The 13,591-nt window shown below is 69.3% G+C and carries 15 protein-coding genes; 8 read left to right on the top strand and 7 right to left on the bottom strand.

Features of this window, described 5'->3' with window-relative positions; all coding sequences use genetic code 11:
* Positions 1 to 7: 7 nt before the first annotated feature.
* Entirely contained in the window at positions 8 to 886 is an 879-nt protein-coding gene (locus ACZ4EG_RS29640) for a hypothetical protein (protein WP_467792754.1), read from the bottom strand.
* Positions 887 to 1,255: 369 nt separating this feature from the next.
* On the opposite strand from ACZ4EG_RS29640, the gene ACZ4EG_RS29635 reads away from it, so the two are divergent.
* The 4 genes from ACZ4EG_RS29635 (at position 1,256) to glmM (ending at position 4,746) form a co-directional block, all read left to right on the top strand.
* The gene (locus ACZ4EG_RS29635; RefSeq protein ID WP_467792753.1) at positions 1,256 to 1,708 is read left to right on the top strand and encodes a hypothetical protein; all 453 of its coding nucleotides are present in this window, start codon (positions 1,256 to 1,258) and stop codon (positions 1,706 to 1,708) included.
* Between the two features lie 457 nt (positions 1,709 to 2,165).
* Positions 2,166 to 2,609: a 50S ribosomal protein L13 gene (gene rplM, locus ACZ4EG_RS29630; RefSeq protein WP_019329618.1), complete on the top strand. Its 444-nt coding sequence runs from the start codon at positions 2,166 to 2,168 to the stop codon at positions 2,607 to 2,609.
* A 42-nt stretch (positions 2,610 to 2,651) separates the two neighbouring features.
* Positions 2,652 to 3,164, top strand: a complete 513-nt coding sequence (gene rpsI / locus ACZ4EG_RS29625) for a 30S ribosomal protein S9 (RefSeq protein ID WP_103812805.1) — start codon at positions 2,652 to 2,654, stop codon at positions 3,162 to 3,164.
* A 223-nt stretch (positions 3,165 to 3,387) separates the two neighbouring features.
* A complete protein-coding gene (gene glmM, locus ACZ4EG_RS29620; RefSeq protein WP_467792752.1) occupies positions 3,388 to 4,746 on the top strand; it encodes a phosphoglucosamine mutase in 1,359 nt (452 codons plus the stop codon).
* Here glmM and ACZ4EG_RS29615 read toward each other — a convergent pair.
* The 5 genes from ACZ4EG_RS29615 to ACZ4EG_RS29595 all read right to left on the bottom strand — a co-directional run bounded on the left by ACZ4EG_RS29615 (position 4,743) and on the right by ACZ4EG_RS29595 (position 8,521).
* The gene (locus ACZ4EG_RS29615) at positions 4,743 to 5,708 is read right to left on the bottom strand and encodes a DUF389 domain-containing protein (RefSeq protein WP_453551375.1); all 966 of its coding nucleotides are present in this window, start codon (positions 5,706 to 5,708) and stop codon (positions 4,743 to 4,745) included. The two genes, glmM and ACZ4EG_RS29615, sit on opposite strands and share 4 nt — an antisense overlap.
* A 16-nt stretch (positions 5,709 to 5,724) precedes the next feature.
* On the bottom strand, positions 5,725 to 6,693 hold the full coding sequence (gene coaA / locus ACZ4EG_RS29610; RefSeq protein WP_453551372.1) for a type I pantothenate kinase: 969 nt from the start codon (positions 6,691 to 6,693) through the stop codon (positions 5,725 to 5,727).
* A gap of 147 nt (positions 6,694 to 6,840) precedes the next feature.
* A complete protein-coding gene (locus ACZ4EG_RS29605) occupies positions 6,841 to 7,506 on the bottom strand; it encodes a hypothetical protein (RefSeq protein WP_467792751.1) in 666 nt (221 codons plus the stop codon).
* Between the two features lie 8 nt (positions 7,507 to 7,514).
* Positions 7,515 to 8,276 carry a polymorphic toxin-type HINT domain-containing protein gene (locus tag ACZ4EG_RS29600; protein WP_467792750.1) on the bottom strand — a complete coding sequence of 254 codons (762 nt, stop codon included), beginning with the start codon at positions 8,274 to 8,276 and terminating at the stop codon, positions 7,515 to 7,517.
* Positions 8,237 to 8,521 (bottom strand): hypothetical protein, encoded by a 285-nt coding sequence (locus tag ACZ4EG_RS29595; RefSeq protein WP_467792749.1) that lies wholly within the window; start codon positions 8,519 to 8,521, stop codon positions 8,237 to 8,239. Before ACZ4EG_RS29595 ends, ACZ4EG_RS29600 begins: the two co-directional genes overlap by 40 nt.
* A 640-nt stretch (positions 8,522 to 9,161) precedes the next feature.
* Between ACZ4EG_RS29595 and glmS the strand changes: the two genes are divergently transcribed.
* Complete coding sequence (gene glmS, locus ACZ4EG_RS29590) at positions 9,162 to 11,009, top strand: glutamine--fructose-6-phosphate transaminase (isomerizing) (protein ID WP_467792748.1); 1,848 nt, start codon at positions 9,162 to 9,164, stop codon at positions 11,007 to 11,009.
* On the opposite strand, the gene ACZ4EG_RS29585 is transcribed toward glmS, so the two are convergent.
* Entirely contained in the window at positions 10,945 to 11,175 is a 231-nt protein-coding gene (locus tag ACZ4EG_RS29585; protein ID WP_467792747.1) for a Scr1 family TA system antitoxin-like transcriptional regulator, read from the bottom strand. The genes glmS and ACZ4EG_RS29585 overlap by 65 nt on opposite strands.
* Positions 11,176 to 11,216: 41 nt before the next feature.
* On the opposite strand from ACZ4EG_RS29585, the gene ACZ4EG_RS29580 reads away from it, so the two are divergent.
* From ACZ4EG_RS29580 to ACZ4EG_RS29570, 3 genes are all read left to right on the top strand, one after another.
* Positions 11,217 to 11,546, top strand: coding sequence for a hypothetical protein (locus tag ACZ4EG_RS29580; protein ID WP_467792746.1), 330 nt, complete (start codon positions 11,217 to 11,219; stop codon positions 11,544 to 11,546).
* A 55-nt stretch (positions 11,547 to 11,601) separates the two neighbouring features.
* Positions 11,602 to 11,973, top strand: a complete 372-nt coding sequence (locus ACZ4EG_RS29575) for a holo-ACP synthase (protein WP_263211656.1) — start codon at positions 11,602 to 11,604, stop codon at positions 11,971 to 11,973.
* A gap of 61 nt (positions 11,974 to 12,034) precedes the next feature.
* Complete coding sequence (locus ACZ4EG_RS29570) at positions 12,035 to 13,465, top strand: NAD(P)H-hydrate dehydratase (RefSeq protein WP_467792745.1); 1,431 nt, start codon at positions 12,035 to 12,037, stop codon at positions 13,463 to 13,465.
* The last annotated feature ends 126 nt before the right edge of the window (positions 13,466 to 13,591 follow it).

Below are 13,591 nucleotides of genomic sequence, written 5' to 3'. Positions count from 1 at the left end.
GCCGGTGCTATCCGTTGGCGGCGGCCGAGGCCTGGGCCTCACCGCGCCGGCGGATCTGCCGGAAGGTGAACTCGGCCAGGTCGTCGCCGGTGCTGAAGACCTTCGTGTCCTTGGTCGTCACGTCCTTGCCGCTGGTGAAGCCGGCGATGGTGAAGTAGGCGTAGCGGCCGTAGGCGTTGGTCGTCGAGCGGCAGATCGCCGAGTCGCAGAAGGTCTTGATGCCCTTGCCGGCGAGCGACTTCACGATGCTCTGCTTGTCGGCCTGGCCCTTGGCCTTGGTGGCCTCGGCCTCGGTGTCGAAGACGGCGACGCCGACGGTCACCGCGACACCGTCCTTGATGTAGCTGACGCGCAGCAGGCGGGTGCAGCCGTTGCCGGTGAGGATCTTGGGGAGGGTGCCCTGCGCGGCCGAGGCGCAGTTCTTGGTGTCGGCCGTGGGGCCCTTCTTGTAGACCGTCTCACCCATGGTCAGCTGGGTGCCCGGGAAGAGGGTCTCGGCGCTGAGCGGTGCCGTGTCCTTCTTGGCGCTGGATATGAAGTCCTTGGGGTCCAGCGGCGGCGGGGCGCTGGTGGGCTCGAAGGACGGCACCGGGGCCGACGAGTCGCTGGGTATGGAGGCGCTCGCGGGCAGGTTGGACGGCTGGCCCGAGGCGTTGTTGTCGCCGTTCGCCGACACCACGGCCATGGCGACGGCCGCGCCGATCGCCAAGGTGGCTATCGCGCCGCCGCCGATGAACAGCACTCTGCGCCGCTTGTTCCGCGTTTCCGAGGCCTCGGCGAGCGCGGCCCAGTCCGGGGTCTGGTCGGCGCCGCTGTTCCAGCGCTGCTGAGACTGCGGTTTCCATGGATCCCACTGGGACTGGGGTCCCCCCTGCCCATAACTCATGGGGCGCATCTTAGACGGGGGACCGGGGGTGCAGATGCGCCTCTACGAGAGGCGATAGTGGACCTTTCAGCGCAGGTCAACACAACTCACCCAGCCGCTTGAGGGGGCCGATTCCGCTTCACGTGGGAGGGGGGAAGCGGGCGCCTCGGGGCAGACCGGGCGGGGTGGGGGACGTCGGGTTGCGGGGGAGTTACGGGGAGTGGCGGCGGTGGTGGGGCGCGAAAATTTCGGGGGCCAGGAGCGGCGGGGGCCGCGAGGAGTGCCGACGAGAGGCGAGGGGTGGCGAGGAGCGGCGGGGCGGAGCGAAAGGTGCCGACGAACACGGCATCGGACCCCGGGGGGCGCGGCCAAGGCCCGCACCGGGGCTGCATGCTCGCCCTGCGCCGGCCAGCGGGTCTCGTCGAGGCGGTGCATGGGCGCGGCGGCGATCTCGACCAAGGCGGGCCCCTTGTGCGGCTCCAGGCGCTGCGCGCAGAACTCGCGCACCCGGCGCATGACGTCACGCCGGTCACCGGGCTGGGCCAGCCGCTGACCGTGCCGCTCAGCGAGGCGATGGCGGTGCAGGTGGCCCGGTCCACCGGGCGTGACGCGCCCCAGGTGACGTATCCGAGGGTCGAACTGCTGCTGCTCGGGCGCGAGGAGTTCCTGGGCGCGAGGAGTTCCTGGTGGATGCCGTCTCCATCGAGACCCCGCGTGCCTCGCGGCCGTACCGGCCGACCCGCCGAGTGGCGGAGGATTCCCTGGTCCGCGCTGGTGTACACGCGGCGGCGAAGGCGTGGCCCACGCACGGCAGCGTTGCTCCGAGGGTGGCCGACACCCTGAACGCCCCCAGTGGGCCGCCGTCGCCCGGCCACCCCGTCGTGTCCGGCCTTGCCGGACACGCGTCCCGGGTCGAGTGAAGCGATTGGGCCGGCCAAATATCCGTAATACCCCGTTTTGCCGGGCCTCTGTGTGGCCCAAATCTTCCGATCCCGCCGTAGGGCGCCCGCCGAGGGCGCACGGGGGGAGTGCTCGGGAAGCCGCTTACACTGGTTGCTCGAATCGGCGGAGCCCGCCGTCGCGGACCCGTTTTGACCCGGGTGCCGCGCCCCGGGTATTCTGCCTGTTCGTTGTGTATTGGCTTGGCTCTTCTCACGGACCCGGCCCTTACACCGGTCCACCGGGCCGATGACCAGCGACCAGCACGCGGTTTGCGTCACCGCAGTGCGGTCAGGGCTGTCGTGATCGTCTTCGGTGACCTTGTCAGGACCATTCACTGAAGAAGCGAAGGCTACGAACCGTGCGTACGTACAGCCCCAAGCCCGGCGATGTGACGCGCCAGTGGCACGTCATTGACGCTCAGGACGTCGTCCTGGGCCGTCTCGCCACCACCGCAGCGACCCTCCTCCGGGGCAAGCACAAGCCGATCTACGCCCCCCACGTCGACGCTGGTGACTTCGTCATCATCATCAACGCCGACAAGGTGCACCTCTCCGGCAACAAGCGGACCCAGAAGATGGCGTACCGCCACTCCGGCTACCCGGGTGGTCTGCGCTCCGTCCGCTACGACGAGCTGCTGGACAAGAACCCCGAGAAGGCCATCGAGAAGGCCGTCAAGGGCATGCTCCCCAAGAACTCGCTGGGCCGTCAGATGCTCTCGAAGCTGAAGGTCTACAAGGGTGACCAGCACCCGCACGGCGCGCAGCAGCCGCAGCCGTTCGAGATCACCCAGGTCGCGCAGTAAGTCCGGCCACCCCCTAAGACTGAAGAGAATCTGAGGAGAATCGTGGCCGAGACCACTGCCGAGCAGCCGCTCGAAGAGCTTGACATCGACAGCTACACCACCGAGTCCGAGGTTCCGGTGGAGGGTGAGTACACCTCCGAGTCCCTCGCCTCGCGCTTCGGTGAGCCCCAGCCGGCCGCCGGCCTGGGCCGTCGCAAGAACGCCATTGCCCGCGTCCGGATCGTTCCGGGCACCGGCAAGTGGAAGATCAACGGTCGCACCCTCGAGGACTACTTCCCGAACAAGGTGCACCAGCAGGAAGTCAACGAGCCCTTCAAGGTGCTCGAGCTCGAGGGTCGTTACGACGTCATCGCCCGCATCGCGGGTGGCGGTGTCTCCGGTCAGGCCGGTGCGCTCCGTCTCGGTGTCGCCCGTGCGCTGAACGAGGCCGACGTCGACAACAACCGCGGCCCGCTCAAGAAGGCCGGCTTCCTCAAGCGCGACGACCGTGCGGTCGAGCGCAAGAAGGCCGGTCTGAAGAAGGCCCGCAAGGCCCCGCAGTACAGCAAGCGCTAATCTTCGCTGCCTGCTCGTACTCCGAACGCCCCGGCGGCACGCCACAGTGCCGCCGGGGCGTTCGTTTATCACACATTCTTGGGTCTAATGGCACAAGACGCTCAATGGATTGTGTGATCGGATGTTCAGGCATGGAATGCCTGGGATGCGGAGCCGCACCGACCCGGCATCGAACCATCGAATGCCTACGGCTTCGGAAACTGACGCTTCCTCAGGAGGACAAGTGGGACGACTCTTCGGCACGGACGGCGTGCGCGGCGTCGCCAACGCGGACCTGACGGCCGAGATGGCGCTCGGTCTGTCCGTCGCAGCGGCGCACGTGCTGGCCGAGGCGGGCACGTTCGAGGGCCACAGGCCGAAGGCGGTGGTCGGACGGGACCCGCGCGCGTCCGGGGAGTTCCTGGAAGCCGCCATGGTCGCGGGTCTGGCGAGCGCGGGCGTGGACGTGCTGTGCGTCGGCGTCCTCCCGACGCCCGCGGTGGCGTACCTCACGGGCGCGCTCGGCGCCGACCTCGGTGTCATGCTCTCCGCCAGCCACAACGCCATGCCCGACAACGGGATCAAGTTCTTCGCCCGCGGCGGTCACAAGCTCGCCGACGAACTGGAGGACAAGATCGAGTCCGTCTACGAGTCCCATCGGCACGGTGAGCCCTGGGAGCGGCCGACCGGCGCGGGCGTCGGGCGGGTGCGCTCGTACGACGAGGGCTTCGAGCAGTACGTCGTCCACCTCCTCGGCGTACTCCCCAACCGTCTCGACGGGCTGAAGATCGTCCTCGACGAGGCGCACGGCGCGGCCTCCGGTGTCTCGCCCGAAGCCTTCGCGCGGGCCGGTGCCGAGGTCGTCACCATCGGTGCCGAGCCGGACGGCCTCAACATCAACGCCGGCTGCGGCTCCACCCACCTGGGCAAGCTCAAGGCCGCCGTCGTCGAGCACGGCGCCGACCTCGGCATCGCGCACGACGGCGACGCCGACCGGTGCCTCGCCGTGGACCACACCGGCGAAGAGGTGGACGGCGACCAGATCCTGGCCGTGCTCGCGCTGGCGATGCGGGAGCGTTCCGCACTGCGCTCCGACACCGTCGTCGCGACCGTGATGTCGAATCTGGGCTTCAAGCTGGCCATGGAGCGCGAGGGCATCCACCTCGTGCAGACCGCCGTCGGTGACCGCTACGTCCTGGAGGAGATGAAGGAGCACGACTACGCCCTCGGCGGCGAGCAGTCGGGCCACGTCATCATCCTCGACCACGCCACCACCGGCGACGGCACGCTGACCGGCCTGCTGCTGGCGGCGCGGGCCGCGCAGACCGGTCGTACGCTGCGGGACCTCGCGTCGGTCATGCAACGGCTGCCGCAGGTGCTCATCAACGTCCCGGACGTCGACAGGGCGCGCGTCGGCACCTCCGCCGACCTGGCGGCGGCGATCGCCGAGGCCGAGCGCGAACTCGGCGCCACCGGGCGGGTGCTGCTGCGTCCGTCGGGCACGGAGCCGCTGGTACGCGTGATGGTGGAGGCCGCCGACATCGAACAGGCCCAGTCGGTCGCCGGGCGCCTGGCGGACGCCGTGAAGTCGGCGCTGGGCTAGAACCGCGCCGTCTTCCGGAAGCGCGGCGTGTTCGCCGTACGTTCCCGCTGTCTGGCCCAGAACCACTTCTGGGCCAGCAGCGTGAGTGTCCCGGCCACGACGATGCCCAGCAGGTTCAGCGCGAGCTGTTCGATGGATCCCCAGGCCTGGTGGTACTCGGTGAAGGCGAAGGCCACGGCCGCGTTCGCCGCCGCCGGGACCGTCGTCACCGAGATCGCCACGCCCACCAGCGCACCCGACTTCGCCGACGTCAGCGACAGGGTGCCGGCCACGCCGGCCAGGACCGCGACGACGAACGAGAACGCGTCCGGCCGGTAGATGAAGTTGGTGTTCGGCCGTTCGGCCTCCAGCTGGACCTTGGTGAACAGGTCGACGGCGTGCATGAAGTAGGTGAAGCCGACCGTCATCAGCAGGGCCACCGCGAAGCCCGCGACCAGTGCGTTCAGTGAGCGCAGCGCGAGCCGCGGCGCCCGCCGGACGAGGGCCGTGCACAGGCCCGCGAGCGGCCCGAACTCCGGCCCCACCGCCATGGCGCCCACGATCAGGATCGCGTTGTCCAGCACCACACCGCAGGCCGCGATCATCGTGGCGATGGCGAGGAAGGCGACATAGGTGACGGACAGCGCCGACTCCTCGTGCGTCGCGTCCGTCAGGTGCTCCCACAGCACCGCGTCCGCACCCTCGCCCGGCGCCTCCTCCTCGGCCATGTCGGCCCGCCTGGACAGCGACAGGTCGATGGTCTCGACGGCGATCGAGCCGTTCTCGTCGAGGCCCAACCTCTTCAGCGCGCCGATGAGCTCGTCGCCCGCCTCGCGCGCCACGTCGCACATGACGATGTCCCCGACGGGGTTGCGCGCCGCGCCCGGTACCACCACGAGATGCGTGGTGCCGACCGTCTGTTCGACTATCCGGACCACGTCGTCGGTCCGCTCGGCCGGGGTGATCAGGCGCAGGTGCAGCATGCCCGCAGGGTAGCGGTCAGAGCTTGCGCAGCCGCAGGCGCTGCACCTTGTGGTCCTGGCCCTTGCGGAGGATCAGGGTGGCGCGGCCGCGGGTGGGGGCGATGTTCTCCACCAGGTTCGGCTTGTTGATCATCCGCCACTGCGTACGGGCGTAGTCGAGGGCCTCCTCCTCGGACACCTGCGTGTACTTGCGGAAGTACGAGTCCGGCTTCTGGAAGGCCGTCTGGCGCAGCTTCTTGAACCGGTTGAGATACCAGCGCTCGATGTCCTCGGTGCTCGCGTCGACGTACACGCTGAAGTCGAAGTAGTCCGCGAGGCCGACCCTGGTGCGGCCGTCCTTGCCGGGCAGGGCGGGCTGGAGGACGTTCAGCCCCTCGACGATGAGGATGTCGGGGCGGCGGACGGTGAGCTTCTTGTCCGGGACGATGTCGTAGATCAGGTGGGAGTAGACGGGGGCCGTCACCTCGCCTTTGCCGGCCTTGATGTCGGCGACGAAACGGGTGAGGGCCCGGCGGTCGTACGACTCGGGGAAGCCCTTGCGCGACATCAGACCGCGGGCCTCCAGCTCCTTGGTGGGCAGCAGGAACCCGTCGGTCGTCACCAGCTCGACGCGCGGGTGCTCGGGCCACCGGGAGAGCAGGGCCTGGAGCAGACGGGCGACGGTGGACTTGCCCACGGCCACGGATCCCGCGACTCCTATGACGAAGGGCGTGCCGGACTGGGACCCCTGCTCGCCGAGGAACGTGTTCAGCGCCCCTCTGAGGCCGTCGGTGGCGCCGACGTAGAGATTGAGGAGCCGGGACAGCGGGAGATAGATGTCCCGAACCTCGTCGAGGTCGATGACATCGCCGAGGCCACGCAGCTTCTCGACCTCTTCAGCGGTGAGCGGCAGCGGCGTCTTCTCGCGCAGCGCGCTCCACTCGGCGCGGGTGAGGTCGACGTAGGGAGTCACCTCCGGCCGGGACCGGTGGGCGCTCCGGGGCATCGAGGAGACCGGAGAGATCACAGTCCATTGTTAACGGAGTTTGAACGGGGGTGCGGGTGGGGTGCGTCACGTGGCGGGGTGGCTCACGTACGAAGAAACCCCGCCAGGGATTACCTGGCGGGGTTCGACCTCATCGATCTGCCGGGATCACTCTTCGTTCAAGGCAGCTCGCAGGTAGGCGATCAGATCACCGGTCGGTACCTCGACCCAGCCGGCCCCTGGCACCCCTACGCGCATGACCTCATAGAGTTCCCCGTTCACCTCGTCCACCAGAACCTGACGGCTCCTTCCGTCCATCGCATCCACACGCAGGCGGACGGCACCGTGCGAGATGGTCGGGAACATGTCCCGCAGCACCTCATCCGCACGGAGGCGGCGCAGGAGGTTCCATTGGCGCCGGTTGAAGTCGGACGACAGGAGTTCAGCCCACTGCGAAGAGGTGGGCTCTCCGCGTTCGAGCGCCCCGACGAATTCGTCGAGCTCCAAGAACCCGAATCTCTCCGCCAGCTCGTCGAGCGGTATGCCTTCCCGCCATGCGGCGATCGCTTCCACGAGCAGTCCAAGGTCCCCCGTGGAGCCGATCTCCCAGTCGAACCCAGGAATGCCGACACTCAACCGGAAGAGGCGTTCCTCGGTCGCAGGATCGACCGACAGGAAACCCCTCGCCGTTTGGATGCTGATGACGTCGGCGGCCCAGGGCCCGAGCCCGGTGTCGCATCCGCGCAGCTGTGCTGCCTCTCGCATGGCTGGTCCAAGGCCACCCGAAGCGGTCACGTCCGGGTACAGGTCTTTCCGGTGGGTGTCCATATTCATCGGATTCCTTAGCAGTGGTGGCAGTACCCGAATTTGCCCCCGTTTACCGGGTCAAGCTTCCCCAATTTTGACAGATCCGGCATATCTATCTTTTTGAGCTGTATGGCGTCATCGGTACCCGTCGGATAATAGAACTTCACCGAACTCCATGTGCGTTGACCATTGGCGACGGCTCTCGCGATCAAGGACATCTCGTAGTCCGTGGCATGGTCGGCTTCACCAGCCAGCAGGCCACGCTTGGCAGCGTCCATGAAGTCTCCGTATCGTTCCAGCCCCGTCATGTTGACGTGCAGCTCCACGTTCGGGTCGGCGATGGCCTTCCTCGCCAGCGCAGCGAAATCCTGCCGGCGCGCGAGGGAGAAGGTGGTGAACTTGTTCCCGGGAAGCCGAGCCCACGCGTCGAGCGCCCCATCTCGCTGCCACCCCAAGGCGACCTTGCAGTTGTGAACAAGGATCGGGGTGGCGCCCGCGAGCACGAAGAACGTGTGCAGGTCGTCGACGGTGGGGTCGTAGACCGCACGCGGAGTCAGGCCCGAGCGGTCGAGGAGGGCGGTCACCGGGTGGACGGAGCCGTCCGGTGTGCGCAGCCGGTCGCCGACGTGCAGGTCGGAAACCAGCGTCCACCCGCGGTCCACCACATAGAACTTGTGGCCGACGGTGCCGGCCAGCTTGCCCCCGTCGGCAACAGTGATGTCCACCAGCCGCTGGGTGTCGTGCTTGAAGGTGTCGGTCACCTGCCGCGTCTGTAGCCGGCCGGTGGCCGGATCCATGGCTGTGAGGCGGTCCCCCACACCCACCTGGCTGATGGGCCGGCGTGAGCCGTCCGCCATGAGCCGTCCGCCATGAGCACCTCGGTGGCGCCAGGGAAGCTGTTGGTCTCGCAGGCGACGCGGAACTCCTCGGAGATGCGCGCCGACCGCTCGATACCCGCCAACGCGTCTGCGTCGATGCGCAGCGTGCGCAGCGCCTTCAGCGCGTCGGCGACTCCGATGCCGGTGCGCATGGCGGCGTCCACGGCGCGCACCGCGTCGGCGATCGGCCGGACGGCTTTGCCCGCGAACAGGCTGGCGACGTCGAGGGCGGCCCAGCCGCATCCGCCCCAGTTTCCCCCGCCGCCCGAGGTGATCTTGAGTATCGAGCCGAGAGCGGCCGAAGGGTCAGGGCAGTGACGTGGGGCCCTGATGAGAGCTCAGAGACCCAGACGCCCAGATGACTTGACGCGTGCGTACGGCCAGTACGACGGCATGGCGATGCAACCTCTCCCCGTGAGCGACGGCGTTCCCCCGGTCGCTGACTGATGTGCGCGCATGCGGAATGGTCAGGTTCCGTCACACACGGCGGCCACCTTACGCAGGCGCAATCGAGGTCGTACAGGTGTTCGCGCCGCGGGGAAGGGTGCTGGCGCAAATCCCCCTACTGCTCGGTAGCTTGCGGTCCGAGTCCCCGAGCTCCCCCCTTTTAAGGGGATTCTGTGTGCTTCTTGTGCTTGCGGGAGGGTTGATGGTGTGGATCCCGTGAACAAAGATGGCTGAATTTCGACCCCCGGTGAGCGGATGCACCCACTCGTCGGAAGCGGTCGTACGACGGTGGGAATTTCCGATTTCGGGCACGCGGCGCCTACTTTCATGCCGACGTCGGCCCATAGGCTGCGGCACATGTGCGGAATCGTGGGATACGTGGGGTCGCAGTCGGCGCTCGATGTCGTGATGGCCGGGCTGAAACGGCTCGAATACCGGGGGTACGACTCGGGGGGCGTCGCCGTGCTGGCGGACGGCGGTCTTGCCACCGCGAAGAAGGCGGGGAAGCTGGTCAATCTGGAGAAGGAGCTGGTCGAACGGCCGCTGCCGAGCGGTACGACCGGTATCGGGCACACCCGTTGGGCCACGCACGGCGGTCCGACCGACGCCAATGCCCACCCGCATCTCGACAACGCGGGCCGGGTCGCGGTCGTGCACAACGGGATCATCGAGAACTTCGCGCTGCTGCGGGCCGAACTGGCCGAGCGCGGGCATGAGCTGGCCTCCGAGACGGACACCGAGGTGGTCGCCCATCTGCTCGCCGAGGAGTTCTCCGTGACCTCCGACCTCGCGGAGGCGATGCGGCTGGTGTGCCGGCGGCTGGAGGGTGCGTTCACGCTGGTCGCGGCGCATGCCGACGCACCGGACGTGGTTGTCGGCGCGCGGCGGAACTCGCCGCTGGTGGTGGGCGTTGGAGAGGGCGAGGCCTTTCTCGCCTCGGACGTCGCCGCGTTCATCGACCACACGCGGTCGGCGGTCGAGCTGGGCCAGGACCAAGTGGTGGAGCTACGCCGGGACGGCGTGACGGTGACCGGCTTCGACGGCCGTCCGGCGGAGGTGCGCTCCTATCACATCGACTGGGACGCGTCGGCAGCGGAAAAGGGGGGTTATGACTACTTCATGCTCAAGGAGATCGCCGAGCAGCCCAAGGCGGTCGCCGATACGCTCCTGGGCCGCATCGACGCGGCCGGCTCGCTGACCCTGGACGAGGTCCGCATCAGCGCCGCCGAGCTGCGCGAGGTGGACAAGGTCGTCATCGTCGCGTGCGGTACGGCCTTCCACGCGGGGATGATCGCCAAGTACGCCATCGAGCACTGGACGCGTATCCCGTGCGAGGTGGAGTTGGCGAGCGAGTTCCGCTACCGGGACCCGATCCTCGACTCACGCAGCCTGGTCATCGCCATCTCGCAGTCCGGCGAGACCATGGACACCCTGATGGCCCTCAGGCACGCCCGCGAACAGGGCTCCAAGGTGCTGGCGATCTGCAACACCAACGGCTCGACGATCCCGCGCGAGTCGGACGCGGTGCTGTACACGCATGCCGGGCCGGAGGTCGCGGTCGCCTCGACCAAGGCGTTCCTGACCCAACTGGTCGCCTGCTACCTGGTCGCGCTGTACCTCGGCCAGGTGCGGGGCACCAAGTGGGGCGACGAGATCGGCGCCGTGATCCGGGACCTGTCGAAGATCTCGTGCGAGGTCGAGCGGGTCCTGGAGACCATGGAGCCGGTACGCGCGCTGGCCCGCACGCTCGCCACCAAGAAAACGGTGCTGTTCCTGGGGCGGCACGTGGGCTACCCGGTGGCCCTGGAGGGCGCCCTCAAGCTCAAGGAACTCGCCTATATGCACGCCGAGGGCTTCGCGGCGGGCGAGCTGAAGCACGGGCCGATCGCGCTGATCGAGGAGGACCTCCCGGTGGTGGTCGTCGTCCCCTCACCCCGCGGCCGGTCCGTCCTCCACGACAAGATCGTCTCCAACATCCAGGAGATCCGCGCCCGGGGCGCGCGCACGATCGTGATCGCGGAGGAGGGCGACGAGGCGGTGGTCCCGTACGCGGATCACCTGATCCGGATCCCGGCCACGCCGACGTTGCTCCAACCGCTGGTGGCCACGGTCCCGTTGCAGGTCTTCGCGTGCGAGTTGGCTACCGCCCGGGGGAACGAGGTGGATCAGCCGCGGAACCTGGCGAAGTCGGTGACGGTGGAGTAGCCGGGGTTTTTGAGGGCTCGACGCCCTCGATGATGATCTTCCGCTTCATCCGGTGTTCCACGCGGAGCTCCACCTCGCTGTCCGGGAACTCGGGGTTCATGTAGGCGAAGACGGCCCGTGCGTAGTCCGCCGTCTGGAAGAGCCCTGGTACATGGATGACCGCCACGTCGTGACGGAAGGTCGCGTGGTGATCCAGCTCGGCAAATCATGTCGTTCGTCAGCTACTTCCCCGGCCGGGGGACGGTCCGCGAAACCGCCTACCTGGAAGGCAAGGCAGAAGGCAAGGCAGAAGGCAGGGCCGAGGGCAAGACCGAGGGCAAGACAGAAGGTAGGGCCGAAGGCGAGGCCAAGGGCATCCTGTTCGTGCTGGAGGTGCGTGGCATCCCCGTACCGGACGGTGTGCGCGAGCGCATCACCACCTGCACCGATCTCGACCGCATGGACGCCTGGCTGGAGCGTTCCCGCACGGTTGAGCGGGCCGAGGAACTGTTCGCCGAGGACACGGACGTTCCGGGACCCAGTCCTGAACAGGCCTGAGCTCGTCACCGGGGAGCCGAGCCTGCGGGCGCCGTACGGATCGTAGAGTGCCCGAATGAGCATCATCGGGGTTGGTATCGACGTGGCCGAGATCGACCGGTTCCGGGCGTCGCTGGACCGTACGCCCGGGCTGGCCGATCGGCTCTTCGTGGAGAGCGAGTTGTATCTGCCCAGTGGTGAGCGGCGCGGCATCGCCTCGCTCGCGGCGCGGTTCGCGGCGAAGGAGGCGCTTGCCAAGGCCCTCGGGGCCCCGCCGGGGCTGCACTGGACGGACGCCGAGGTGTATGTCGAGGACAGCGGGCGGCCGCGGCTGCGGGTGAGGGGGACCGTGGCGGCGCGGGCCGGCGAGCTGGGTGTGCAGTCGTGGCACGTGTCGCTGAGCCATGACGCCGGGGTGGCGTCGGCGGTGGTGGTCGCGGAGGGGTAGCCCTTGGGGTAGGGGTAGGGCCAGGACCCGTCCTGCCGCACAACCGAGGGAGACTCACGGCATGCGTACCGCTTACAGCGTCGAGACGGTCAGGGCTGCCGAGCGGGAGCTGATGGCCCGGCTCCCCGAGGGCGCCCTCATGCAACGCGCCGCCGCCGGACTGGCCGCCGCCTGCGCCGACTTGCTCGGGCGGGTGTACGGCAGCCGGGTCGTGCTGCTGGTGGGGAGCGGGGACAACGGGGGCGATGCTCTGTACGCCGGGGCCCGGCTCGCCCGCCGCGGGGCCGGGGTGACCGCCGTACTGCTCGCCCCCGACCGCACCCATCCCGGCGGACTCGCGGCTCTGCGCAAAGCGGGTGGTACGGCCGTCCGGGCCGATGCCGGCGAGGGGCTCGTCGAGCGGGCCGATCTTGTCGTCGACGGGATCGTCGGGATCGGTGGCAAGGGCGGGTTGCGGCCGGACGCGGCCGCGCTGGCCGCCGCGGCCGAGCGGTCCCGGGCCGCCGTCGTCGCCGTCGATCTGCCCAGTGGCGTCGAGGCGGACACCGGGGAAGTGCGGGGCGCCGCCGTCCGGGCCGATCTGACGGTGACCTTCGGGGCGCACAAGCCGGGGCTGCTCATCGATCCGGCGCGGGAGCACGCCGGGTCCGTACGGCTCGTCGACATCGGTCTCGAACTGCCCGCCGAGCCCGAGTTGGAGGCATTGCAGCACGCGGACCTGGCCCGGCTGCTGCCGGTGCCCGCCGCGGAGAGCGACAAGTACCGGCGGGGTGTCGTCGGGGTCGCCGCCGGGTCCGCGCGGTATCCGGGGGCGGCCGTGCTCGCCGTCGCCGGGGCGCTGCGGGGCGGGGCGGGGGCCGTACGGTACGTCGGTCCGGCCGGGGACGCGGTGATCGCCCGCTTCCCCGAGACGCTGGTCTCCGACCGCGGACCCCACAAGGCGGGGCGGGTGCAGGCCTGGGTCGTCGGGCCGGGGGCCGGGGACGACGCGGCGACCGTGGCGGAGGTGCTGGGGGAAGACGTGCCCGTGCTGGTCGACGCGGACGGGCTGCGGCTGGTGGACCGGGGCGCGGTGCGCGGACGTACGGCGCCGACGCTGATGACACCGCACGCGGGGGAGGCCGCGGCGCTGCTCGGCGTCTCGCGGGAGAACGTCGAGGCGGGGCGGCTGGCGGCGGTGCGGGAGCTGGCCTCGCGGTACGGCGCGACCGTGCTGCTGAAGGGGTCGACGACCGTCGTGGCGGACGCGGGCGGCGGCGCCGTACGGGTGAACGCGACCGGGACGTCCTGGCTCGCCACGGCCGGGAGCGGGGACGTGCTGTCCGGGCTGGCGGGTTCGCTGCTCGCGGCCGGGCTCTCGGCCCTGGACGCGGGGAGCGCGGCGGCGTATCTGCACGGACTGGCCGGGCGGTTCGCGGCGGACGGGGCGCCGGCGGGGGCACATGACGTGGCGGAGGCGATTCCGGAGGCCTGGAGGGATGTCCGGGACTGAGAGGTCTGGCGGGGCGTCCAGGACCGAGAGGCCCGGAACGTCGTCCGGGACTGACGTGGGTCCACCCGTCGGGTGACCTGACCGCGCGGCTCCCCGGATCAGAAGCGGGGACAGGTTTGTCTGATT

Source organism: Streptomyces sp. NPDC025638 (assembly GCF_055558775.1).
Note: the sequence above shows the minus strand (reverse complement) of the source record. Positions and strands in the feature narration are given on the sequence as shown.

Coding starts and splice junctions, on each gene's coding strand:
- ACZ4EG_RS29640 (WP_467792754.1), bottom strand. CDS start 886: ATGAGTTATGGGCAGGGGGGACCCCAGTCCCAGTGGGATCCATGGAAA.
- ACZ4EG_RS29635 (WP_467792753.1), top strand. CDS start 1,256: ATGCTCGCCCTGCGCCGGCCAGCGGGTCTCGTCGAGGCGGTGCATGGG.
- ACZ4EG_RS29615 (WP_453551375.1), bottom strand. CDS start 5,708: ATGCTGCACCTGCGCCTGATCACCCCGGCCGAGCGGACCGACGACGTG.
- coaA (WP_453551372.1), bottom strand. CDS start 6,693: ATGCCCCGGAGCGCCCACCGGTCCCGGCCGGAGGTGACTCCCTACGTC.
- ACZ4EG_RS29605 (WP_467792751.1), bottom strand. CDS start 7,506: ATGAATATGGACACCCACCGGAAAGACCTGTACCCGGACGTGACCGCT.
- ACZ4EG_RS29600 (WP_467792750.1), bottom strand. CDS start 8,276: ATGGATCCGGCCACCGGCCGGCTACAGACGCGGCAGGTGACCGACACC.
- glmS (WP_467792748.1), top strand. CDS start 9,162: ATGTGCGGAATCGTGGGATACGTGGGGTCGCAGTCGGCGCTCGATGTC.
- ACZ4EG_RS29580 (WP_467792746.1), top strand. CDS start 11,217: ATGTCGTTCGTCAGCTACTTCCCCGGCCGGGGGACGGTCCGCGAAACC.
- ACZ4EG_RS29575 (WP_263211656.1), top strand. CDS start 11,602: ATGAGCATCATCGGGGTTGGTATCGACGTGGCCGAGATCGACCGGTTC.
- ACZ4EG_RS29570 (WP_467792745.1), top strand. CDS start 12,035: ATGCGTACCGCTTACAGCGTCGAGACGGTCAGGGCTGCCGAGCGGGAG.